This window comes from Flavobacterium circumlabens (assembly GCF_004345565.1).
GTDB classification, from domain to species: Bacteria; Bacteroidota; Bacteroidia; order Flavobacteriales; family Flavobacteriaceae; genus Flavobacterium; species Flavobacterium circumlabens.
Genome location: NZ_SLWA01000008.1, coordinates 48,659 through 71,024 on the forward strand (window position 1 = coordinate 48,659; position 22,366 = coordinate 71,024).

The following is a 22,366-nucleotide window of genomic DNA, read 5'->3' on the forward strand; positions in this document are numbered from 1 at the left end:
TATATCAAAAAGCAAAAAAACACCAACTTATGAATCTAACCATCATAAAAAAAACATTTTTCATTTTACTGCTCACTTCTTTCTGTATCAAAGCAACAGCTCAGTCCAGTCATGTTTTGTGGTACAATCAGCCGGCCGAATTCTTCGAAGAAAGCCTGGTTTTAGGAAACGGAAAATTGGGAGCAACCGTTTTTGGAGGTGCCAATTCCGATAAAATCTATCTGAACGATGCTACACTTTGGTCCGGAGAACCTGTAAATGCAAATATGAACCCTGAGGCCTATAAAAATATTCCGGCGATTCGGGAAGCATTAAAAAATGAAAACTACAAACTGGCCGAAGAATTAAATAAAAAAATTCAGGGTAAAAACTCCGAGTCGTTTGCGCCTTTGGGAACGTTGGAAATTAATAACTCCGAGAAAGGAAAAGCCGTCAATTATCACCGCGAACTGGATATTTCGAATGCCATATCCAAAGTAAGTTACGAAATGGACGGTGTAAAATTTACCCGTGAATATTTTGTTTCGGCACCGGATCAGATCATGGTTATCAAATTAACCAGCAGTGAAAAAGGAGGGCTGAATTTCGATATAAATTTAAAGAGTTTATTAAATTCAAACGTTGAGGTCAGAAATAATATTCTGGTCATGACTGGTTTTGCGCCCATTCATGAAAATGCAGGATACACGCTTCTGCCAAAATACAAAGACGTAAAAGAAAGAGGGACGCGATTTACCACTTTAATTCAAATTAAAAAAACAGACGGAAAAATTACAAATTCCAGAGAAACTTTAAGCCTGAAAGAGGCAACCGAAGCTATTATTTATGTTTCTGTGGCCACAAGTTTCAATGGTTTTGACAAAAATCCGGCCACCGAAGGGGTAGACGATGTCGCCATTGCATTGCAAAACCTGAATAAAACCTTTGCTAAACCATTCGATAAAGTAAAAGAAAATCACATTGCAGATTATCAGAAATTTTACAATCGGGTAAATCTGGATTTAGGAAAAACAACAGCGCCGGATCTTCCGACAGACGAGCGTTTATTGCGCTACGCTGACGGAAAAGAAGATAAAAACTTAGAAATCCTGTATTTTCAGTACGGGCGTTATCTGCTCATCAGCAGTTCAAGGACAATGGGTGTTCCGGCCAATTTGCAAGGCATCTGGAATCCTTATCTTAATCCGCCCTGGAGCAGTAATTATACGATGAATATCAATCTGGAGGAAAATTACTGGCTGGCCGAAAACACCAATCTTTCAGAAATGCATTTGCCGCTTTTGAGCTTTATAAAAAACCTTTCCGTAACCGGAAAAGTGACGGCAAAGACTTTTTATGGAGTAAACAAAGGCTGGGCAGCAGCTCATAACTCAGATATCTGGGCAATGTCAAATCCTGTGGGGCAATTTGGAAAAGAAGATACAAGCTGGGCCTGCTGGCCATTATCGGGTGCGTGGCTCAGTACGCATATCTGGGAACATTATGTTTTTACGCAGGACAAAGAATACCTGAAAAAAGAAGGGTATCCAATTATGAAAGGTGCATCAGAATTCTTTTTGGAATGGATGATTACCGATAAAAACGGTAAATTAATAACATCGCCATCTACGTCTCCCGAAAATAAATACATCGCCCCCGATGGTTTTATCGGATCAACGATGTATGGCGGAACAGCCGATCTGGCCATGATCCGCGAATGTTTTGAGAAAACCATTAAAGCAGCAAAAGTTTTAAATACCGATGCCGATTTCAGGACAAAGCTCGAAACGGCACTTTCTAGATTGCACCCGTATCAAATTGGTAAAAAAGGAAATCTGCAGGAATGGTATTTCGACTGGAATGACGAAGACCCCAAGCACCGTCATCAATCCCAATTGTTCGGACTTTTTCCGGGCGATCATATCACGCCATTAAAAACACCGGATTTAGCGAATGCTTCCAGACAGACGCTCGAAATAAAAGGAGATGAAACGACAGGCTGGTCAAAAGGCTGGCGTATTAATCTCTGGGCAAGACTGTGGGATGGCAATCGCGCGTACAAAATGTTCCGGGAATTATTGCGATACGTAGATCCGGATGGTAAAAAAACAAAAACACCAAGAAGAGGAGGAGGAACGTATCCTAATTTATTCGATGCGCACCCGCCTTTTCAGATCGACGGGAATTTTGGCGGTGCGGCTGCAGTTGCAGAAATGCTGGTGCAATCGGATGAAAACGAAATCAGGTTATTGCCGGCCTTACCTGACGCCTGGGAAAGCGGTTCTTTAAAAGGAATCTGTGCCCGTGGCGGATTTGAAATTGAAATGCAATGGGAGAATAAAATGCTGAAAAAAGTTTCAGTTTCTTCCAAAACAGGAGGGAAAACAACCCTGATTAACGGAGATAAAAAAGAAAATGTCGTTTTGAAAAAAGGACAGCAACTGGAAATAAACTGGTAGATACTGCTTTTGAAAACGCCTGATAAAAAAAGTAAACCCGACAGATTTTAAAACCTGTCGGGTTTAATCGTTACGGATATTATTCTTTTGCAGAAGCTTCAGTTTCTTTTTCTTTATCGTTTTTCTTTTGACTTTCTTTAAAAACCTCGTACCATTTTTCAATCGAAGGATAAACGTAAGCCGCTACTTTCTTAATCGGATTGTAAAAGACTGATTTATCTAGAGTTTCTTTTTTGGCGAAAATATTGTTGAAGTTTATTTTTTCAAAAAGAGCAATTACAATACTCAGAATCAGGATTGTTCTCAAAACCCTGAAAAAACCGCCGCCTAATTTATTCGCCCATCCCAGCATCGCAAAATCAGCAATTCCGGTTAGGAATTTGGCCAGTAAATAAACGCCAATCACAACCAGGATGAAAGTCAGGATAAAAGCCGTAATCTGAATATTGGTCGGATTCCAGCTGACATGTTTTGCAATCAGGTCTTTCATGAAAGAAGAGAATTTTATCGCTAGATAAATTCCCAGCAGCAAAGAAACAAAAGAAGCGATTTCGACAAAAAGTCCGTTTTTAATCCCTTTGTATAAGCTAAAAGCCAAAAGTGCCCCTAAAATAATATCTAAAAAACTCATATTTCCTTTGTTTTACTGAGGCGCAAATATAAAAGAATTATCCAATTTTTAAGGGACAAAGGTTCAGAGATACAAAGGTTCATAGGTTTGATTTTGTATGCCTTTTATTTAAAAGAATACATAAACCAAAAATAACCGGTGTTAATCCGTTAAACCCGCTAAATCAGTGGATAATTTATTCAATACAATAGTACAAACAGTTAATTCTAGGTCTTTGGATTGAAGTTCCTATCTTTGCACTAAAAATTTTAGGGTTCAGATTGTTGCTTTTAGATTTAAATAATCATTAAATCATTGCGCAGTCTAAAATCTAAAATCTAAAATAAAATAAAAATGTCCAGAGATACACAACTAAAAGAGCGTTGGGAAAAGCTCGTCAACATACTTTCAAATCAATTCTCACAAGGCGAAGACCTTGATTTAGATGCCATTATTTACCTGATTGGCGTTCAGGAACTCGGAAAAGTACATCGTGAATTCAAAAAAGATGAAAAACTTAATTTGATGCACATTGCGATTTGCCGATTATTGGAGCCGTATGGTTTTTATGAATTCGAATTTTTTGATGAAGAAGGCTGGCCGCATTATAAGGTAAAAGAAGAACTACCGCCACTAAAAGCAGGGGAGCAATCGGTTTTAATGAAAGAAGCGATTGTAAATTATTTTTTAGAAAGAGAAGTTATTGAGTAGGTTTTAGTCTCGGTCTCAGTCTCAGTCATAGTCTCAGTTTTCAGTGCCTGTTAATTGTAAACTGAAAGCGTGACTTTAAAATTTAAAAAAAGATGTGTAGATATGCAATGGTTTCCTATAAACCACATTATGCTTGTTTTAATTGTCGTAAGACATTTAAGAGAAGATTGATGAATGATATAGAAAGAGGCGAGAAATCGGTTCTCGAAGCAAAGTGCCCACAATGCGGGGATTTAATGGCCAATATGGGTCTTGATTTTGAATCACCAAAAAAGGATGATCTTAAAAAATGGGAACATTTGAAAAGTTTATATTCTGTTGGAATTGCTTTTCATTCTTGCGGCTGCAGCGGTCCGGGATACATTCCTAATTCAAAAGAAAAATTAATTGAATATTTTGAATATTTAAAAACGAAGTATCTTAAAAATATTGATTTTTGGAGAATGAGAATAGAACCCACCACTAAAGCGGAGCACGATAAAGAAAATCAGAGAAACTGGGTAAACTTAGGTACTATTTCATCAAACTTTAGAAAAGAGATTGTTAAGAATCAGGATGGAATAGATTTTTGGCTCAAAAAAGTGCAGGAAATAGAAAGCAAAATAAGTCTGATAAAATAGTTATGAATGAATATCATGGCTTGCAAAGGAAACTTTAAACTTTAGACTTTAAACTTGAAACAAATTATGTAAATTTGTATTCTCAATTATTGAAGGAAAATGATAGATAAGATAAAAGACTATATTGGCGAAGCAGAAGCTTTTTCAACAGAAAATGCTGCAGAGCTGGAAGCATTCCGTATTAAATTCTTAGGAAAAAAAGGCGTTTTGAATGACTTTTTTGCTGAATTTAAAAACGTACCAAACGATCAGAAGAAAGAATTCGGACAAGTTATAAATGCATTAAAAACAACCGCTGAAGATAAAGTAAAAGCAATTGTTGACGCATTAGAAAGCAAAGAAGAGTCTAAAGGGATTTTTGGTGATTTAACACGTGCGGCTGAACCGGTAATTATAGGTTCACGTCATCCTATTTCGATAGTTAAAAATCAGATTATAGATATTTTCGCGAACATCGGATTCAACGTTTCCGAAGGACCGGAAATCGAAGACGACTGGCATAACTTTACCGCTTTAAACTTACCGGAATACCATCCGGCACGTGATATGCAGGATACCTTTTTCATTCAGACCAATCCTGACGTGTTGTTGCGTACGCATACCTCATCTGTACAGGTGCGCTACATGGAAAATAACAAACCGCCAATCCGTACGATTTCTCCGGGACGTGTTTTTCGTAACGAAGCTATTTCTTCACGTTCGCACTGTATTTTCCATCAGGTAGAAGGATTGTACATTGATAAAGACGTTTCATTCGCAGATTTAAAGCAGACTTTGCTTTATTTCACAAAAGAAATGTTCGGAAAATCAAAAATCCGTTTACGTCCGTCTTATTTCCCGTTTACAGAACCAAGTGCCGAAATTGATATTTACTGGGGTTTAAAAACCGAAACCGATTATCGTATCACAAAAGGAACAGGCTGGCTGGAAATTGGAGGATGTGGAATGGTAGATCCAAACGTTCTTAAAAACTGTGATATCAATCCGGATGAATACAACGGTTTTGCTTTCGGAATGGGAGTAGAGCGTATCGCGATGTTGTTGTATCAAATTGGCGATATCCGTATGTTTTACGAAAATGACGTTCGTTTCCTAGAGCAATTTAAATCGAATATATAATTCCAGATATTAGATGGAAGACTTTATATTTCAGATTAATCTGGAAGATTTAAAGCCGTAAATCAGTATTAATTACAATACAATAAACCTTTGTTGAAGTTTAGACTTTGACAAAGGTTTTAAAGCTTTTAACAAAAATGAAAAAAGACATAACAATCCCGGAAGTAGAAAATGTATTCCTTGCTGCCGTTCAGGAATGGAGCGATGATTTTATGGAAAAAGTATGGTACGCTTATCTGATCAACGACAGCGACTTTAATTTAGACAGCGTAATGGTCGTTTCTAAAGCATTTGGAACAATAGACGGCGAAATGAAAAAAACGTCTGTTTTACGTCATGCTTTTGTTGAAGTTCCTGCTGTTTCTGTAGTGAAAATCGAAATGATTGAAAAAAGCCTTTTGGTGTTAAATAACGAATTCATGGTAACATTTTTTATCGGAAATACGTTATACGACAAGAAATTCATCTTCAAATCAAATCTAATCAACGATAACAATACGGAAGAAGTGCCGATTTTGTTTGTGGATGGGATTATGGTGAAGTGATTTTTTTAGTTTTCAGTCGCGGTTTTCAGTCTTCAGTCGCAATCTTAGTCACAGTTGACAGTCTGAATGATGACATTTTAAGTAAAAAAGGAGTCAAAATAACTTAGTTATTTTGACTCCTTTTTTTTTATTTTTCAAAGTTTACCGGCACTACAAACTGAGACTGTAAACCGCGACTGAACACTAATCTAAGGATTCCGTTAGTTTTTTGAAAACCGATTTAGCATCTTTACCTTCATATAAAATGCTGTAAACGGCATCTATAATTGGCGTTTTGGCACCATAACCCTGATTTAGTTTATAGGCACTTTTGGTGGCGTAATACCCTTCGGCCACCATGCTCATTTCCATCATGGCGCTTTTTACCGTATACCCTTTTCCGATCATGTTTCCGAACATTCTGTTTCTCGAAAATACAGAATAGCCCGTAACCAATAAATCGCCCAAATAAGCAGAATCATTGATGTTACGTTTCATTTTATGTACTTTTCTGATGAATTTCTTCATTTCGCGAATTCCGTTACTCATCATAACCGATTGAAAATTATCTCCATAGCCTAAACCATGTGCAATTCCGGCAGCAATAGCGTAAATGTTTTTAAGCATTGCAGCATATTCAGTACCGATAATATCATCTGAAATTTTGGCTTTAATGTAATTTCCGGAAAGTGATTTGGCCACAATACTGGCTTTATCAGGATCGCCACAGGCAATGGTCAGATAAGAAAGTCTTTCTAATGCTACTTCTTCAGCGTGACAGGGACCTGTAATTACACCAATGTTATAATAAGGAATGTCGTATTGAATGTGGAAATGTTCCCCAACGATTAAACTGGTTTCCGGAACAATACCTTTAATAGCAGAAAAAATAATTTTATCAGCTAAAGAAACCGTTAGGTTTTTAAGTTCTGCATCCAGGAAAGCAGAAGGAATAGCAAAAATTACATAATCTGCATATTCAACAGCTTCATTTATATTGTTGGTCAGTTTAAGTTTTTTGGTGTCAAATTCAACCGAACTTAAATAATTTGGATTGTGTTTGTATTTTTCAATGTGTTCTATGGCAGCATCGTTGCGCATGTACCACGCAATTTCGGAAAGATTTACACAAAGCATTTTTGCAATTGCCGTAGCCCAACTTCCTCCTCCAATTACTGCAAATTTTAAATTTTCGCTCATTATTTTAATAATTTAAAACAAAAGTACTTAATAATGTAGTAATAATACAAAATCTGATTTAAGAAATTTAAAAACGTCCTTTAATTGCAATGGTTTTCAGGGACTTTAAAATAAAGATGAAAATATTTTAACAGGAACACAATAAAATTGTAATCCGTACGTTCTAAGTGTTTACAAATTAGAATTTTAATGAGTTTAGCAAAAATTGAGTTAGTTAGTTTTGTTTTAGTATTTTAAAAAGGCGTTCCTAAATAAATTAAGAACGCCTTTTTTTGTGTCTTATCTTTTGAGTCGCAGTTTACAGTCTCAGTATTCAGTGTACAGTGCGGTATTCAATTGAGACTGTAAACTGCGACTGAGAATTAATAACTCATCTCTACAATAGCTTTTACTTTATCTAAAGTAATCAGTTGTTTTTCTCCCAAACCTTTCCAGCCTCTTTCATCAAAACGATTTACAATGAAATCAGCAGTTTTATCATAGTCGTTGGTGTATTGCGATAATTTGGTGTCCATTCCCATAGTATGAAAGAAAGCCACAGTGTGATTGATCGCTTCCCTGGCCACTTCGTCATCAGAACCTGTTAAGTTGAAAATACGTCTTCCGTACTGGGCTAATTTTTCTTTTTTGGTATCGAACATTACTTTGTACAAACTTGGGCCTATAATCGCCAGAGTACGGGCATGATCAATACCGTACAAAGCTGTCAATTCGTGACCAATCATGTGAGTTGCCCAATCAGAAGGAACTCCTTTTTGAATCAAACCGTTTAAAGCCATCGTACAGCTCCACATAAAGTTCGAAGCCAAAGCATAATCCGTTGGATTCTCAACCACTTTTGGACCAACTTCAATTAACGTCTGTAAAATTCCTTCGGCAATTCTGTCTTGTAAAAAACCTTCGTGCGGATACGTTAAATATTGTTCCATTACGTGTGTATAAGCGTCAACAACACCGTTTTGAATTTGTCTTTTTGGCAAAGATTCAATAACCGTTGGATCACAAATAGAGAATTTTGGAAATAAAGCACTTCCACCAGAAGCTAATTTTTCCTGAGTTGCTTTAATTGTTACGACATATCCGGAATTCATTTCGCTTCCCGTTGCAGGCAATGTCAAAATAGTTCCAAATGGCACTGCATTTTCCTTAATCAGCAAACGTTTTTGTAAAATATCAATCGGATTTCCTTCAAAATTTACGGCAGCCGAAATAAATTTCACGCCGTCAATAACAGAACCACCGCCAACAGCCAGAATAAAATCGATTTTTTCGGCTTTAATAACTTCAACAGCTTTCATCAGAGTTTCAAAATGTGGGTTGGGTTCAATTCCCCCAAATTCCACAATGTCAAAACCTTTTAAGTTGTTGATGACCTGTTCGTGAATTCCGTTCTTAAAAATACTTCCACCACCATAAGCCAAAAGAATTTTTGCCTCTTTTGGAACTAAAGTTGAAAGTTTTTCAATTTGCCCTTTTCCGAAAATCAAATTCGTCGGATTGTATAATTCAAAGTTTAGCATAGTGTTTTTTTTTAGGTGCTAAGGTTCTGAGTTACTAAGTTGCTAAGATTTAAGTGTTTTTACTTAGAACCTTAGCAACTTAGAATCTTAGTACCTTATTTATTTAATTGTTGTAATAATTTACCTGCTACTAATTTAGACGAAGCCGGATTTTGTCCTGTAATTAAAAGCCCGTCTTCAACAGCGTAAGGCTGCCAGTTTCCTATTTTAGAGAATTTTGCGCCATTTTGAGTTAAAGCATCTTCAAGTAAGAAAGGAACAACTTTGGTTAGGCCCACTGCTTCTTCCTCTTCATTGGTAAAACCGGTCACTTTTTTACCCTTAACCAAATATTCGCCTTTTACTTTTACATTTTTCAACACTGCAGGAGCGTGACAAACAAAAGCAACGGGTTTATTGTGCGTGTAAAAAGATTCGATCAAAGCAATTGAATTTTTATCTTCCACTAAATCCCAAAGCGGTCCGTGACCTCCCGGATAGAATACAGCATCGTAATCTTTCTGGTTGATAGTGGAAAGCTTATGCGTGTTTTTTAGTTTTTCCTGTAATGTTTTATCGGCATCGAAACGTTTGGTGTCTTCGGTCGCAGAAGAAGGATCCGCACTTTTAGGATCAATTGGGGGCTGACCTCCAAGTGGAGAAGCAATTGTAATTTCGATTCCCTGATCTAATAACTCATAATAAGGTGCAGCAAATTCTTCTGACCAAAATCCTGTTTTTTCTCCTGTGTTGCCCAGTTTATCATTACTGGTTACAACAAATAATACTTTTTTCATACCTTTTTTATTTGATTTTTGAGCTGTAGCGGAAAAGCTTACGGCTGTGAATGCTATGATCGCAAGTAATGCTATTTTTTTCATGTTCATTAATTTTAAACAAATTTACGCCATTAGTGATATTGGTAAAAATAAAATAAACTATGTTTGTTATAAATATATTTATGTCATGGTAAATCTCGAATGGTACAGAACTTTTAAATCGGTTTATAAAAATGGTAATTTTTCTATTGCCGCCAAAGAATTGTTTATGAGTCAGCCCGCTGTAAGTCAGCAGATTGCTATGCTGGAGGCGCATGTTGGAAATAAATTATTTAATCGAAAATCAAAAGGCGTAGAAGCTACCGAGTACGGTAAGTTACTCAATAATTTAATTATTGATGCACTGGATCGCCTTGAAAATGTCGAAACTACTTTTAGAGCAAAAGCCCAGGATTCGGTGCGATTAATTTCTGTTGGAGTTTCAAAAGATTTATTTAATAGTGTGGGAAGTACTTTAATTTCAAAATTTGACTTTATAGATTTTACGTTTGGAGATAATGATGCGCTTTTCGCCCTGGTCGATGCTAAAAAACTGGATTTTGCAATATTAACGAAGCAATTTGAAACTTTTGATACTATATATGAAATCGTCGGAAAAATTAAACTGGTCATGGTGGCACCACTAAATTTAGATGCAGAAAAATTCCGTCAGATCTTAAAAACAGATAATTATACAGAAACGGAACAATGGCTTAATGAACAAAAATGGTATTGCCATGACGCGAGAATTTCGCATATAAAATTATTCTGGCTGCATGCGTTTAATAAAAAAAGACCCTCAATGGTTCCTAATTATATTATTCCGTCAGAATCTGAAATGCTCGAAATGTTGTCCAGAAACTCTGGGGTTGCTATAACCTGGAATTGTAATGCAAGAAGATATATTAAGGAAAATAAGCTGCAGTTGTTGTGGAATAGCTTCCATGTGCCGGAGGAGTTTGTGTATGTACTCGCTGCCAAAAACAACAATTTGAATTCCTTTTTTGACAGTATTTCTAAAGAATTAAAGCTGTTTTTTGGCAACAGATTGTAATTTTAAAACAGGTAAAAAAATCTTCTTTTTCTTTTGAGTGTATCGTTTGAAAAGGATAATTTTGATAGACTAACTAAACTTTCCAATGATGAAAAAGCTTACAATGATTTTAATGAGTACGCTGGTGTTTTTCGGGATTAATTCCTGTAGTAAACATGAGGATGAGGCAATATTTGATTGCCTGGCCGCATCAATTTATATTAAATTGCATAATTCGACGGATACCAATTTTCCAAAGCTAATGAATTACTCCGTTGAATATACCGGAACTGGAACTTTAGCTGAAGTAAAATGGAACTTTGGTGATGGAACCACCGGAGCGGGTACGGTCGTTGCCCATATGTATACTGCAGCTGGAACCTATGAGGCTAAGGCCGATGTAACTATTAAAAAAGAGGGTTCGGAATGTACTTCCACGCTAAAGAGAACGGTGACGGTGGACTAGAAGCAGATAGAAAAACAAAATGTACAGGAGAGTCAATTTCATGATTTATTGCACAAGCATTAATTATGAAATTGACTCTCATTCGTTATATTTGTGAGATATGATTTTTTAATTATGGAAAATTTTCAAAATATTCGAATTGCTGTTGACGCCATTGTTTTTGGATATAAAAACAACAATTTGTATGTGCTTTTAATCGAACAGAAATTTGGTTCAGCCGAGAAATATTGGGCTTTACCGGGAGGATTAGTAAAATCGGAAGAGTCTTTAAGCGATGCTGTTATAAGAGAATTGCATGAAGAAACCAATGTACAGCTGACTTTCATGGAGCAGCTTTACACTTTTGGGGATGATATTAAAAGAGATTCCAGAAACCGTGTTATTTCGGTAGCTTATTATGCACTGGTAGATGCTTCAAATCTGGAAATTAAGGCAGATACTGATGCCGAAAAAGTGCAATGGTTTAAAATAGATGGAATTCCTTCTTTGGCTTTTGATCATAATTTAATAGTAAAAAGTGCAATCGCAAGACTAAAAGGAAAACTGACTTACGAACCCATTGGTTTCGATTTACTTCCGGATGAATTTCTGTTTTCGGATCTTGAAAACCTCTATTGCACCATTCTGGAAAAGGAAATTGACCGTCGAAACTTCAGGAAAAAAATACTCAGTTACGGCTTTTTAGATCAAACGGAGCACTTTTCTCCGATAAAAAGCGGTCGTCCGGCAAAACTTTTCAGATTTAATAAATTGAAATACAATGAATTAATTGAAAAGGGCTTTCATTTTGAAATAAAGTTTGCGTAATTTTTACACAAAACAATTGTCCAACAAAATATTAAATGTATATTTGCGTATAATTAACGCAAACTAAAGATTATGATACTTAATTTAGACCCCAATTTTAAACCATTTACAGGTCAGAAAGAAATAGAATTTAAAAATTTTATTTTTTCAGGCGGAGAACCACACATCAAAATTAATCCTGATTTTGATGTTAATCAGGCTGTAACCATTACACATCGTTTAAATTCATTCAATGATTTAGGGTTATTGTGCCTGACAGTAGATGCTTTAAGACGGATGGAGGTGAAAGTGATAAGTCTTTTTATTCCGTACTTTCCGGCAGCGCGTCAGGACAGAGTAATGATCAAAGGGGAACCTTTATCTGTAAAAGTCTATGCCGATATCATAAACGGAATGCAGTTAGAAAAAGTTTTTGTTTTTGATGCGCATTCTGAAGTTACACCGGCATTGGTTAACAATTGCGAAGTGATTCCAAACCATACTTTCATTCAAACGGTTATAAAGACAATTGGCAACGATGTAAAATTAATTTCTCCCGACGGAGGAGCTTTGAAAAAAATCTACAAAGTTTCTGAATTTCTAGGTGGTGTTGACGTTGTAGAGTGCAGCAAAAGCCGTGATGTAAAAACAGGAAAACTATCTGGTTTTAAGGTCTATGAAGACGATTTACAGGGCATCGATTGTTTGATTGTCGATGATATTTGCGACGGAGGAGGAACATTTGTTGGTTTAGCGGAAGAATTAAAAAGCAAAAATGCAGGAAAACTATATCTGGCAGTAAGCCACGGAATTTTCAACAAAGGTCTTGAAGTTTTAGATTGTTTTGAAAAAATATTCACAACGAATTCTTTTAAAGATTTTGACGAAGAAAAGGTGGAGGTCGTAAAATTGAAATTATGAATAAAAATTATAGAGTAGAAATAGCCAATAAAACCTTAGAAATTGTGAAAAATGGTTTTTATGAGTTTAGTGGGAAAAAGATTGACATAGAAAAAGAACTCAAACAATCCATAGGAAATACGTTTACAATTATGCCAGAAGATTGGGATGCAATATTGAAAATCCCAATTGAAAATAAGTTTGAGACAGAAATTGTTTCAAAGAATTGTTCGACAATTGAAGCAATATTTCAAGAGGAAAATGGCAAAATTGGTGTCTTGAATTTCGCTTCTGCAAAAAATCCCGGCGGTGGATTTTTAGGAGGTGCTTCCGCTCAGGAAGAAAGTTTGGCGAGGTCCTCAAATCTTTATGAAACGCAAATCAAAGATAAAAAGATGTATGATTTTAATAAAAATCAATCTTCATTTTTATATTCAGATTACATGATTTATAGTCCCAATGTTTTGTTTTGGAACGATGATAGCGGAAATTATCTTGAAAAACCATTAGTTGCAGACATAATCACATCGCCGGCACCAAATAAAGGCGCGATGCTGCAACATAACAGGAAAGAAGAAATCGAACAAATAGAAAAGGTTTTTAGAAAGAGAATGGACGAAGTATTGGCCATTGCTTCAAAGCAAAAAATCGACTCATTGATTTTGGGAGCCTGGGGATGCGGTGTTTTTAGAAATGAACCAAAAGATGTAGCACATTTATTCAAAGAAGTTATTTCAGAAAAATATGCAGGGGCTTTTAAAAAAATAGTTTTTGCAGTATTGGACACTTCTGAAAAAAAATCAAATTTCAGGCATTTCGAAGATGCTTTTAAAAAATAAAAAATGAAATATAAGATAGAAAATATAACTGCGGAAAGTAAGTTTTTATTTTTCTGGGGTCATCATCCCAACAAAGACGGAAGTATTTCTAAAACCTGTTTCAGCCAGTGGTGGTTAAGTCCTTTTGAAGTTGATAATGTAACGTATAAAACTGCCGAACACTGGATGATGGCTAAGAAAGCCGAATTGTTTGGTGACAAAGCAATTTTCGAAAAAATAATCCACGCCAATTCTCCGGCTGAAGCTAAAAAACTTGGCCGTGAAGTTAAAAACTATGTAGATACGGTTTGGTTGGAAAACAGGTTTGAAATTGTTCGACAAGGGAATCTTTACAAGTTCAGTCAGAATGCAGCTTTAAAAGAATTTCTTATTCATACCAACGAAAGAATTCTGGTTGAAGCGAGTCCTGTTGATCCTATTTGGGGAATTGGAATGGCAGCCGATCATACGGATATTCATAATCCCGAAAAATGGAAGGGATTAAATCTTTTAGGTTTTGCTTTGATGGAGGTTAGGGATGAATTGAAATGATTAAATTATGGAAACAACAAGATTATATCGTCCGGTAGGATTGAAAGAAATGGAACTAATTGCAGAGACCGATTACAAATTATTTCCTCCAAGATTAGATTGGCAACCTATTTTTTATCCGGTAACGAATCAGGAATATGCTGAACAAATTGCCTTTGAGTGGAATACGGTTGATGAGTTTTCCGGTTTTATTGGAGTTGTTACAGCTTTTGAAGTTAAAAATGCCTTTTTAGAAAAATATGAAGTTCAAAATGTAGGAGACAAAAATCATAATGAACTTTGGATTCCATCTGAAGATTTAGGCGAGTTTAATTTCAATATAGTGAATGGAATACAAGTCGTTAATGTTTATTTTACAGAACTTTCTTTTATATCTGAAAATAGCGAACTAAGAGATAAGCTAAATAGATTTAAAAAGTGATTTTAGAACTTTATGAAAGATATTAAATACATAAAAGGAGACGCAACATCTCCTCAATCAGAAAATAATAAAATCATTGTTCATGTCTGTAATGATATTGGAGGTTGGGGAAAAGGATTTGTAATGGCAATTTCCAAAAGATGGAAAAAACCGGAAAATCAATATAGAGAATGGTTTAAGTCAAAAGATGATTTTGAATTGGGAAAAGTTCAATTCGTTCGGGTTGAAGAAGATCTTTGGGTGGCTAATTTAATTGGTCAACATAAAATTAACAAAGATGAGAACGGAAATGCGCCAATTAGATATGATGCAATTGAAGAAGGCTTAAAACAAGTTGCTCTTTTTGCAGAAGAAAACAAAGCTAGTATTCATATGCCAAGAATTGGCTGTGGTTTAGCAGGAGGAAAGTGGGAGATGATAGAACCGATTATCTTAAAAACACTTTCTGATAATAACATAGAAGTAACAGTTTATGATTTTTAGATAAACTGTTTTAATTAAAATAAAATAAACGCACAATGAAGATATTGTGTACAAAATAAATGAAAATAGAATTAAAAAAATATGATGAGCAAAGAACAGTATGGCCAAAATCAGGTTATCATATTATGGCTCAATATGATGAGGAAGAAATAATAGTTTATCAATCGTATCGAAAAGATATAGGAGAATTTGCAGCAAAGAATCAGTTTTTTGGTGGAGAATTTAGCCTTACCAGAATGACCTGGATCAAGCCAAACTTTCTTTGGATGATGTACAGAAACGGCTGGGGAACGAAAGAAGGACAAGAAGTAGTATTGGCAATTCATCTTCAAATTTCAGCATTCAATAAATATTTGCAAAATGCAGTGTATTCCTCTTACGATGCGTCATTTGAAATAAGTCGCGAAGAATGGCAGGAACAAGTAAAAACATCATCAGTAAGATTGCAATGGGATCCGGATCATGATCCTTACGGAAATAAGTTAGAAAGAAGAGCCATTCAAATTGGTTTAAGAGATGATTTTATAAAGTCTTTTGCTAAAGAAGATATTTTGCTAATTGAAGATATTTCAGAATTTGTAAAAGAGCAATATTCGTTTGTTCAAAACGGACAATTAGAAAAGTTAATAGTTCCTGCCGAAAAGCCATTCGTTTTTAAGGATGAAGAACTGAATAAAAAATTAAAAATTTCCGGAAATCATGAATGAAAAAACAGCAAAAAACGTAAGCAAGTTTCTAAGCTTGGTTCTTAGACATTCACCGGAAACCATCGGATTAAAATTAGATGAAAACGGGTGGGCAGATGTTGAAGAATTAATTGAAAAATGCTCTAAAAACGGAAATTCATTAAATACATTAACTACGGAACTTCTGGATTATGTGGTAGAAAACAATGATAAAAAACGTTTTGCTTTTAATGAAGATAAAACCAAAATAAGGGCGAGTCAAGGACATTCTATTTCGGTTGAATTAAACCTGAGTGAAGCAGAGCCTTCGGAATTTTTATTTCACGGAACGGTTGGAAAATTTATAGAAAGCATTAAAAAAGATGGTTTGCAGAAAATGAGCCGTCAACATGTTCATCTTTCCAAAGATAGAGAAACGGCGACAAAGGTTGGAAGTAGAAGAGGAGTTCCTCAGATCCTAACAATAAAAAGCGGAGAAATGTTCAAAGACGGATTTAAATTTTATTTGTCTGAAAATAATGTTTGGCTGACAGAGGAAGTTCCCGCAAAATATATTGAATTTTGATTTCGTAATAATTAAAAAATTAACCCATAAAATATATGAACCCACTATTATTAACAGACGGTTACAAAGTAGACCACAGAAGACAATATCCAACAGGCACAACACTAGTATATTCTAACTGGACACCAAGAAAATCAAGAATTGAAGGTGTAGAAGAAGTGGTGTTTTTCGGATTGCAATATTTTATCAAAAAGTATATTATTCAGGATTTTGAATTGCATTTTTTCAAACAGCCGAAAGAAGAAGTGGTAAAAAAATATGCCCGAAGAATCAATAATTATTTAGGCGAAAACCTGGTTGGAACTAAACATATCGAAGATTTGCATGATTTAGGATATATTCCGATGGTCTTTAAAGCATTGCCAGAAGGCACGAGTGTGCCGATTCGCGTGCCAATGTTTACCATGTTCAACACACTTCCGGAGTTTTTCTGGCTGACTAATTATTTTGAAACCTTGCTTTCTGCCGTAGTCTGGCTTCCTTGTAATTCCGCTACAATCGCAAAAGAGTACAGAAAAGTACTGGATAAACATGCAGGGGAAACGTCTTCAGTTCCGGAATTTGTAGACTGGCAGGCGCATGATTTCTCTATGAGAGGAATGGGTGGAATCGAAGCTTCGGTAACGTCTTCAGCCGGACATTTATTAAGTTTTACAGGATCTGATACTATTCCGGCGATCGATTTCCTGGAAGAATATTACAATGCCAATTCAGATGTTGAATTAGTCGCGGGTTCGGTAGCGGCTACAGAGCACTCTGTAATGTGCATGGGAACGACAGAGGGTGAATATGAAACTTTCAAAAGATTGATTTCTGAAGTGTATCCAAAAGGAATTGTTTCTATCGTTTCGGATACCTGGGATTTGTGGAAAGTATTAACCGATTATCTGCCGCGACTAAAAGAAGAAATAGTTTCAAGAGAAGGTAAAGTCGTAATTCGTCCTGACAGTGGTGATCCGGTAGATATTATCTGCGGAAACCCAAATGGTAAAACGGAAAAGGAAAAGAAAGGTGTAATCGAATTGCTTTGGGATGTTTTTGGCGGAACTGTAAATGCTAAAGGGTTCAAAGAATTGGTACCACAGATTGGTGCCATTTACGGTGATAGTATTACGGTTGCCAGAGCTACTCAAATCTGCGAAAAATTAAAATTAAAAGGATTTGCATCCACTAATGTTGTTCTTGGAATTGGTTCATTCACCTATCAGTACAATACGCGAGATACTTTTGGTTTTGCAATGAAAGCTACATATGGTGAAGTAAACGGAGCAGGCAGAGCCATTTTTAAAGATCCGATCACGGATGACGGAACTAAAAAATCAGCCAAAGGATTAATGAAAATTGATTTAGTCGATGGAGTTTATCATCTAACGGATAATGTTTCCTGGGAAGAGGAGCAAAAAGGAGAACTTAAAGAAGTTTTCAGGGATGGAAAACTTTTGGTTGATCAGTCGCTAAGTGAGATTCGAAATCGCGTAAAAAGCGAGATAAACCTTGAAGCATAAAAACTAGAAAGCCTGAATTTTAAATTCAGGCTTTTTTTATTCCGGTCTGTCATTTCGACCGAAGTGAGAAATCACATCCAGAGAGCGACGTACTGTGTGTCTTTACTTTATGTGATTTCTCCCTTCGGTCGAAATGACAAGATTGTGTAAAATGAAACTTTTTTATTTCTTATAAAAATTATTATGATCGATATATTCCCAGACTTTTGGCGGTAAAAGCGGTTGTATATTTTTACCTTCCTTGATGCTGTTTCGGATAAAAGTAGAAGAAATCTCCACAATTGGAGCATCAATAATATGAACTTTTGGGTGCGATTTTAATTCAATACTTTCCTCTTCTTCTGAAATACGGGGATAAACGTATATGTCATAATGATCTAAAATGACTTCGTAGTTTTTCCACTTATGAAGCGTTTTCAGATTGTCTTCCCCCATAATTAATGAAAAATCATGAGTTGGATATTTTTCATGCAAATGAATCAGGGTATTTACCGTGTAATTGGGTTGCGGTAATTTAAACTCAACGTCAGAAGGTTTAATTTTTGGATAATCTTCCGTCGCCAGAAAAACCATTTGTAAACGTTGGTAATCCTCTAATAAAGTTGCTTTCTTCTTCAGCGGATTATGTGGCGTTACAACCATCCAAACCTGATCTAAGTCGGCAAATTCAGCCATATGATTGGCAATGATCAGGTGACCAACATGAATGGGATTATACGTTCCGAAATAAAGGCCTATTTTCATAGTTGTTTTGTTTCACAGAGATTCACAAAGTAATTTATTTTCCTTTGTGCGGCTTTGTGTTATAATTTAAGCATTGACAAAAGCTTTCACCAATTGATAAGCTTCTTCTTTAGCCGTATCTAAATCGTAGTTTTTTATAATCGTATCAAATTGCGGTGCGGTTGCTAATTCAACAGAGGCTTTAGCAATTCGCATATTGATTTTGTCATCACTTTCAGTAGAACGCTCTTTTAATCTGCGTTTTAGTTCGTCTACGCTTGGAGGTTTTACAAAAACAGCTAAAGTCTGCTCCGGAAACTTGTGTTTGATACGCAATCCACCCGCAACATCAATATCAAAAATCACATTTTTTCCTAAAGCCCAGATACGCTCAATTTCGGATTTTAAAGTACCGTAAAAGTTGTCACGATAGACTTCTTCCCATTCCAGGAACTCTTCGGCTTTAATGTGTTTTTTGAATTCTTCCAGCGAAATAAAATAATAATCTTTTCCGTGTTCTTCTTCTCCGCGAGGGTCGCGGGAAGCTGCTGAGATCGAAAATTCTAAATTTAAATCCTCTTTCCCCAGTAAATGCCTTACTATAGTTGTTTTTCCTGATCCCGAAGGTGCCGAAAAGACAATTAATTTTCCTTTGTTCATTAAATATATGCTTTAGGCTTTGGGCGATATGCTTTCAGCTTTATTCGTTTCGTTTTTCTGCCTATAGCCTACAGCTTAAAGCTTATTGCGTTTACAACACATTTAAAACCTGTTCCTTAATTTTCTCCAATTCATCTTTCATCATCACAACCAGTTTCTGCATTTGCGCGTGATTTGATTTAGAACCCATTGTATTGATCTCACGACCCATTTCCTGCGTTATAAAACCTAATTTGCGACCATTGGCTTCCGTTCCTTTAATTGTTTCTAAAAAGTAATCCAAATGATTCGTAAGGCGTACTTTTTCCTCTGTGATATCTAATTTTTCAAGATAATAGATTAATTCCTGCTCAAAACGGTTTTCATCAACATTCACTTTCAATTCAGAAATAGCGGTTTGCAAACGATCTTTGATAGCCTGAACGCGTTCCGGATCAAGAGCCAGGGCATCAGTCATATATTGACGGATGTTTCCGATTCTCAGGTTGAATTCTTTTTCAAGTGATTCGCCTTCGTCTTTTCTGAAGTTTAAGATATTTTGAAGTGCCTCTTCAATGATAACCTGAATTTGTTCCCAGTCATTTTCATCAATTTCCTCACGTTCCGTTTTTAAGGTGTCCGGCATACGAATCGCCATTTTCATTAATTCCGTTTCGTCTGCATCAGGATAAACTTCCTGAAGTTGGGCGATATAGTTTTTTACAACAGGAACATTTACCTTAGTCGAAGTTTGTTCAGCAGTGCTTTCAATGTAAATTGCAAAATCAATCTTTCCTCTTTCGAGTTTTGTAGAGATAAAAGTTCGTAAACCTAATTCCATTTCGCGATAAAGCGACGGCATTCTTACGTTTAGATCTAAACCTTTACTATTTAAGGATTTTACTTCGACGGTAATTTTTTTTGTAGGCAATTGCAAAGAAGCTTTGCCAAACCCTGTCATAGATTGTATCATATAATTGAGTATAAAGGCGCAAAGATAAATAAAAGTTTGCAGTCTTGGGTTTTAAATCACTAATCAGTTGTGTACTGAGTGACTTAAAGTTTTATCGCCACGAATTACACTAATTAGCACGAATTTAATTAGTGTGAATTAATGGTTTTTCTTTTGCCACAGATTAAAATGATTGTATGGATTTTTACAATCTGTAAGAATCTTTTAATCTTTGGCGTTGTTAAGCTAAACAAATAATTTGTGCTAATTAGTGTAATTTGTGGCTAACTTTTTTTAAGATAATGCTTTCATAACCTGCAATGTAACAGGCTGCGTATTACCAATATAAATTTTTTCATCAATAATAAAAACCGGACGGCTGATGAAAGTGTAATGTTCCAGAATGTATTTTTTAAAATCGGCTTCAGTAAGATTTTTATCTTTTAAATCCATTGATTTGTACAACTGTGCTTTTTTACTGAACAAAGCTTCATAACTTCCCGCAAGCTGATACATTTCTTCTAATTCTGCTTCGGTGATTGGGTTTTGCTTAATGTCATGAAAAACCAAATTATGGTCTTTCGGTAAACTTTTGATGATTTTTCTGCAAGTATCGCAAGAAGCGAGGTAGTATATTTTGTTCATGATCTCTGAATTTATTTGAGTACAAAGAAAATCCATTTGAAATATAAAAAAGGTTAATTTTATAAAAAAATTAAAATTATGGATTCAGTTTTTGAAGTGCAAAAAACCATCAGGAATATTCTCCTAAAGGTTTTGGATAATCATTCGTTAGAGCAATTGAATACAATTCCTGAAGGATTTAGTAATAATCTGATTTGGAATATTGCACATTGCATCGCATCGCAACAGGTTTTGGTTTATAAATTGTCCGGTTTAAAGATGCAGGTTTCAAACGAATTTGTAGCAAAGTATTCAAAGGGCACCAAGCCGGAAGGAGATGTTACACAAGCTGAAGTCGATGAAGTTAGAGAGTTGCTTTCTTCTACTTTAAATCAAACTATAAAAGATTTTGAATCGGGAACTTTCGTTGCTTACAATGCCTATAAAACAAGTATGGGATTTGATTTAAATACTGTTGAGGATGCATTTAATTTCGTTAATTATCATGAAGGTATTCATACCGGAATTGTCATGAGTATTAGAAAGTTTGTTTAAATAAAAATCCCGCAATTGCGGGATTTTTTTTAATTCATTATCACTTCAATTGTAACTTTCATAGCTCCGGCACCTTTGCTTTTGGTAATGTCCATAAAAGCTCTTTTGGAGAGGTCTATTTCACGGGTTTTTACAAACGGACCCCGATCTGTAATTTTTACGATTACAAACTTGCCGTTGGCTTCATTGGTGACTTTTACTCTGGTTCCAAACGGAAGTTTTTTGTGTGCTGCGGTGTATTTACTATTGTTGAATCTGCTTCCGTCAGCTGTCTTTTTTCCGTTAAATCGGTCTGCATAATAAGAAGCATGCGCCGTTTTTTTGTATAATTTTAATTTTAAACCTTTATCTGTAAATATCGAATCTGTTGGAATGGCAAGCAGGTCAGGTTTTGTGGCTTTTACAGTATCTTGGGTAATTTTAGGTTCTGTTGTTGGTTTTGTTTGACTTATAACATAAGTAAAACAACTTAAAAAAGTTATTGTAAGTGTAGTCAGTAGAATGTGTTTTTTACTTCTCATAGGTTATTTTTTTTTCAGACTTGGGGAGTTTGTACAAATAATATGCCGAGATAAAAAAAGCCCTATTTTCCTAGGGCTTTAATTGGTTTTTAGAACCATAGGTTCCATGGGATTCTACTTAAAATAAGTAATAATCCAATTCCGTAATAAATAGCAAAAGTTTTAAATTTAGCTTCGCTATTAATTAGTTTTTTATGTTTTGACCATCCGATAGTAATCAGTGCGATAGCGATCAGGTTGATTAAAGGGTGTTCTAACGAAGTTAGCCTTAATTCTGCATTAGACATTTGTCCAAATGCTGCTTTTCCAAGAGGAGATACAAAATAAAGAATTAAACCAATCAATAATTGCGTATGGGTTCCAATTAAGGCAAACAATGCTATTTTTCGATCTTTAGCTGTAAAGTCTTTTTTAGAAGTAAGACCAATGATGGCGTTTACAACTGCAATTAATAAAAGTAGTAAGGCTAAATAAGCCCAGCCAGAGTGGAATTTTTGTAAAAAAGAGTACATAAGGTTGTTTTTTTATTAAAACAAATATAACAAAAAAGGCCATAAAAAAACGGCATTAGACTAAAAGTCAATGCCGTTTTTGGTAT

The 22,366-nt window shown here is 35.4% G+C and carries 27 protein-coding genes; 17 read left to right on the forward strand and 10 right to left on the reverse strand.

What is annotated here, in order from left to right; all coding sequences use genetic code 11:
* Positions 1-29 precede the first annotated feature (29 nt).
* Positions 30-2,438 carry a glycoside hydrolase family 95 protein gene (locus EV142_RS17770; protein ID WP_132037193.1) on the forward strand — a complete coding sequence of 803 codons (2,409 nt, stop codon included), beginning with the start codon at positions 30-32 and terminating at the stop codon, positions 2,436-2,438.
* Between the two features lie 79 nt (positions 2,439-2,517).
* Here EV142_RS17770 and EV142_RS17775 read toward each other — a convergent pair whose 3' ends face one another.
* Positions 2,518-3,069, reverse strand: coding sequence for a CvpA family protein (locus EV142_RS17775; protein ID WP_132037194.1), 552 nt, complete (start codon positions 3,067-3,069; stop codon positions 2,518-2,520).
* A gap of 333 nt (positions 3,070-3,402) precedes the next feature.
* On the opposite strand from EV142_RS17775, the gene EV142_RS17780 reads away from it, so the two are divergent.
* The 4 genes from EV142_RS17780 (at position 3,403) to EV142_RS17795 (ending at position 6,043) form a co-directional block, all read left to right on the forward strand.
* Positions 3,403-3,759, forward strand: a complete 357-nt coding sequence (locus EV142_RS17780; RefSeq protein ID WP_132037195.1) for a hypothetical protein — start codon at positions 3,403-3,405, stop codon at positions 3,757-3,759.
* A gap of 170 nt (positions 3,760-3,929) precedes the next feature.
* Entirely contained in the window at positions 3,930-4,379 is a 450-nt protein-coding gene (locus EV142_RS17785; protein ID WP_238698761.1) for a hypothetical protein, read from the forward strand.
* Between the two features lie 99 nt (positions 4,380-4,478).
* Positions 4,479-5,498 (forward strand): phenylalanine--tRNA ligase subunit alpha, encoded by a 1,020-nt coding sequence (gene pheS / locus EV142_RS17790; RefSeq protein WP_132037197.1) that lies wholly within the window; start codon positions 4,479-4,481, stop codon positions 5,496-5,498.
* A 137-nt stretch (positions 5,499-5,635) separates the two neighbouring features.
* Positions 5,636-6,043: a hypothetical protein gene (locus EV142_RS17795; protein ID WP_132037198.1), complete on the forward strand. Its 408-nt coding sequence runs from the start codon at positions 5,636-5,638 to the stop codon at positions 6,041-6,043.
* Between the two features lie 183 nt (positions 6,044-6,226).
* On the opposite strand, the gene EV142_RS17800 is transcribed toward EV142_RS17795, so the two are convergent.
* The 3 genes from EV142_RS17800 to EV142_RS17810 all read right to left on the reverse strand — a co-directional run bounded on the left by EV142_RS17800 (position 6,227) and on the right by EV142_RS17810 (position 9,602).
* The gene (locus EV142_RS17800; RefSeq protein WP_132037199.1) at positions 6,227-7,222 is read right to left on the reverse strand and encodes an NAD(P)H-dependent glycerol-3-phosphate dehydrogenase; all 996 of its coding nucleotides are present in this window, start codon (positions 7,220-7,222) and stop codon (positions 6,227-6,229) included.
* 362 nt (positions 7,223-7,584) lie between these two features.
* Positions 7,585-8,742 (reverse strand): iron-containing alcohol dehydrogenase, encoded by a 1,158-nt coding sequence (locus tag EV142_RS17805; protein WP_132037200.1) that lies wholly within the window; start codon positions 8,740-8,742, stop codon positions 7,585-7,587.
* 95 nt (positions 8,743-8,837) lie between these two features.
* Positions 8,838-9,602 carry a type 1 glutamine amidotransferase domain-containing protein gene (locus EV142_RS17810; protein ID WP_162304652.1) on the reverse strand — a complete coding sequence of 255 codons (765 nt, stop codon included), beginning with the start codon at positions 9,600-9,602 and terminating at the stop codon, positions 8,838-8,840.
* 85 nt (positions 9,603-9,687) lie between these two features.
* Between EV142_RS17810 and EV142_RS17815 the strand changes: the two genes are divergently transcribed.
* The 11 genes from EV142_RS17815 (at position 9,688) to EV142_RS17865 (ending at position 17,754) form a co-directional block, all read left to right on the forward strand.
* The gene (locus EV142_RS17815) at positions 9,688-10,593 is read left to right on the forward strand and encodes a LysR family transcriptional regulator (protein WP_132037201.1); all 906 of its coding nucleotides are present in this window, start codon (positions 9,688-9,690) and stop codon (positions 10,591-10,593) included.
* Between the two features lie 241 nt (positions 10,594-10,834).
* On the forward strand, positions 10,835-11,038 hold the full coding sequence (locus EV142_RS24435; RefSeq protein ID WP_238698760.1) for a PKD domain-containing protein: 204 nt from the start codon (positions 10,835-10,837) through the stop codon (positions 11,036-11,038).
* A 114-nt stretch (positions 11,039-11,152) separates the two neighbouring features.
* Complete coding sequence (locus EV142_RS17825) at positions 11,153-11,845, forward strand: NUDIX hydrolase (protein WP_132037203.1); 693 nt, start codon at positions 11,153-11,155, stop codon at positions 11,843-11,845.
* A gap of 72 nt (positions 11,846-11,917) precedes the next feature.
* On the forward strand, positions 11,918-12,745 hold the full coding sequence (gene prs, locus EV142_RS17830) for a ribose-phosphate diphosphokinase (protein ID WP_132037204.1): 828 nt from the start codon (positions 11,918-11,920) through the stop codon (positions 12,743-12,745).
* The gene (locus tag EV142_RS17835; protein ID WP_132037205.1) at positions 12,742-13,563 is read left to right on the forward strand and encodes a TIGR02452 family protein; all 822 of its coding nucleotides are present in this window, start codon (positions 12,742-12,744) and stop codon (positions 13,561-13,563) included. Before prs ends, EV142_RS17835 begins: the two co-directional genes overlap by 4 nt.
* Positions 13,564-13,566: 3 nt before the next feature.
* A complete protein-coding gene (locus EV142_RS17840; protein ID WP_132037206.1) occupies positions 13,567-14,094 on the forward strand; it encodes an NADAR family protein in 528 nt (175 codons plus the stop codon).
* A 7-nt stretch (positions 14,095-14,101) separates the two neighbouring features.
* A complete protein-coding gene (locus tag EV142_RS17845; protein ID WP_132037207.1) occupies positions 14,102-14,515 on the forward strand; it encodes an ADP-ribosylation/crystallin J1 in 414 nt (137 codons plus the stop codon).
* 12 nt (positions 14,516-14,527) lie between these two features.
* On the forward strand, positions 14,528-14,998 hold the full coding sequence (locus tag EV142_RS17850) for a macro domain-containing protein (RefSeq protein WP_132037208.1): 471 nt from the start codon (positions 14,528-14,530) through the stop codon (positions 14,996-14,998).
* A 59-nt stretch (positions 14,999-15,057) separates the two neighbouring features.
* Positions 15,058-15,705: a DUF4291 domain-containing protein gene (locus EV142_RS17855; protein ID WP_132037209.1), complete on the forward strand. Its 648-nt coding sequence runs from the start codon at positions 15,058-15,060 to the stop codon at positions 15,703-15,705.
* Positions 15,698-16,249: an RNA 2'-phosphotransferase gene (locus EV142_RS17860; protein WP_132037210.1), complete on the forward strand. Its 552-nt coding sequence runs from the start codon at positions 15,698-15,700 to the stop codon at positions 16,247-16,249. Before EV142_RS17855 ends, EV142_RS17860 begins: the two co-directional genes overlap by 8 nt.
* A 35-nt stretch (positions 16,250-16,284) precedes the next feature.
* Positions 16,285-17,754, forward strand: a complete 1,470-nt coding sequence (locus EV142_RS17865) for a nicotinate phosphoribosyltransferase (RefSeq protein WP_132037211.1) — start codon at positions 16,285-16,287, stop codon at positions 17,752-17,754.
* Between the two features lie 162 nt (positions 17,755-17,916).
* On the opposite strand, the gene nadD is transcribed toward EV142_RS17865, so the two are convergent.
* The 4 genes from nadD to EV142_RS17885 form a co-directional block, all read right to left on the reverse strand.
* Positions 17,917-18,498 (reverse strand): nicotinate (nicotinamide) nucleotide adenylyltransferase, encoded by a 582-nt coding sequence (gene nadD / locus EV142_RS17870; RefSeq protein WP_132037212.1) that lies wholly within the window; start codon positions 18,496-18,498, stop codon positions 17,917-17,919.
* Between the two features lie 66 nt (positions 18,499-18,564).
* On the reverse strand, positions 18,565-19,137 hold the full coding sequence (gmk, locus tag EV142_RS17875; RefSeq protein ID WP_132037213.1) for a guanylate kinase: 573 nt from the start codon (positions 19,135-19,137) through the stop codon (positions 18,565-18,567).
* A gap of 91 nt (positions 19,138-19,228) precedes the next feature.
* Positions 19,229-20,089 carry a YicC/YloC family endoribonuclease gene (locus tag EV142_RS17880; protein WP_132037214.1) on the reverse strand — a complete coding sequence of 287 codons (861 nt, stop codon included), beginning with the start codon at positions 20,087-20,089 and terminating at the stop codon, positions 19,229-19,231.
* A gap of 273 nt (positions 20,090-20,362) precedes the next feature.
* The gene (locus EV142_RS17885) at positions 20,363-20,713 is read right to left on the reverse strand and encodes an arsenate reductase family protein (RefSeq protein WP_132037215.1); all 351 of its coding nucleotides are present in this window, start codon (positions 20,711-20,713) and stop codon (positions 20,363-20,365) included.
* 78 nt (positions 20,714-20,791) lie between these two features.
* Here EV142_RS17885 and EV142_RS17890 point away from each other — a divergent pair, with 78 nt between their 5' ends.
* The gene (locus tag EV142_RS17890) at positions 20,792-21,247 is read left to right on the forward strand and encodes a DinB family protein (RefSeq protein ID WP_132037216.1); all 456 of its coding nucleotides are present in this window, start codon (positions 20,792-20,794) and stop codon (positions 21,245-21,247) included.
* 29 nt (positions 21,248-21,276) lie between these two features.
* Here EV142_RS17890 and EV142_RS17895 read toward each other — a convergent pair whose 3' ends face one another.
* Together EV142_RS17895 and EV142_RS17900 are read right to left on the reverse strand one after the other, a co-directional pair.
* Positions 21,277-21,768: a septal ring lytic transglycosylase RlpA family protein gene (locus tag EV142_RS17895; RefSeq protein WP_132037217.1), complete on the reverse strand. Its 492-nt coding sequence runs from the start codon at positions 21,766-21,768 to the stop codon at positions 21,277-21,279.
* An 89-nt stretch (positions 21,769-21,857) separates the two neighbouring features.
* Positions 21,858-22,280 carry a hypothetical protein gene (locus EV142_RS17900; RefSeq protein ID WP_132037218.1) on the reverse strand — a complete coding sequence of 141 codons (423 nt, stop codon included), beginning with the start codon at positions 22,278-22,280 and terminating at the stop codon, positions 21,858-21,860.
* Positions 22,281-22,366 lie beyond the last annotated feature (86 nt).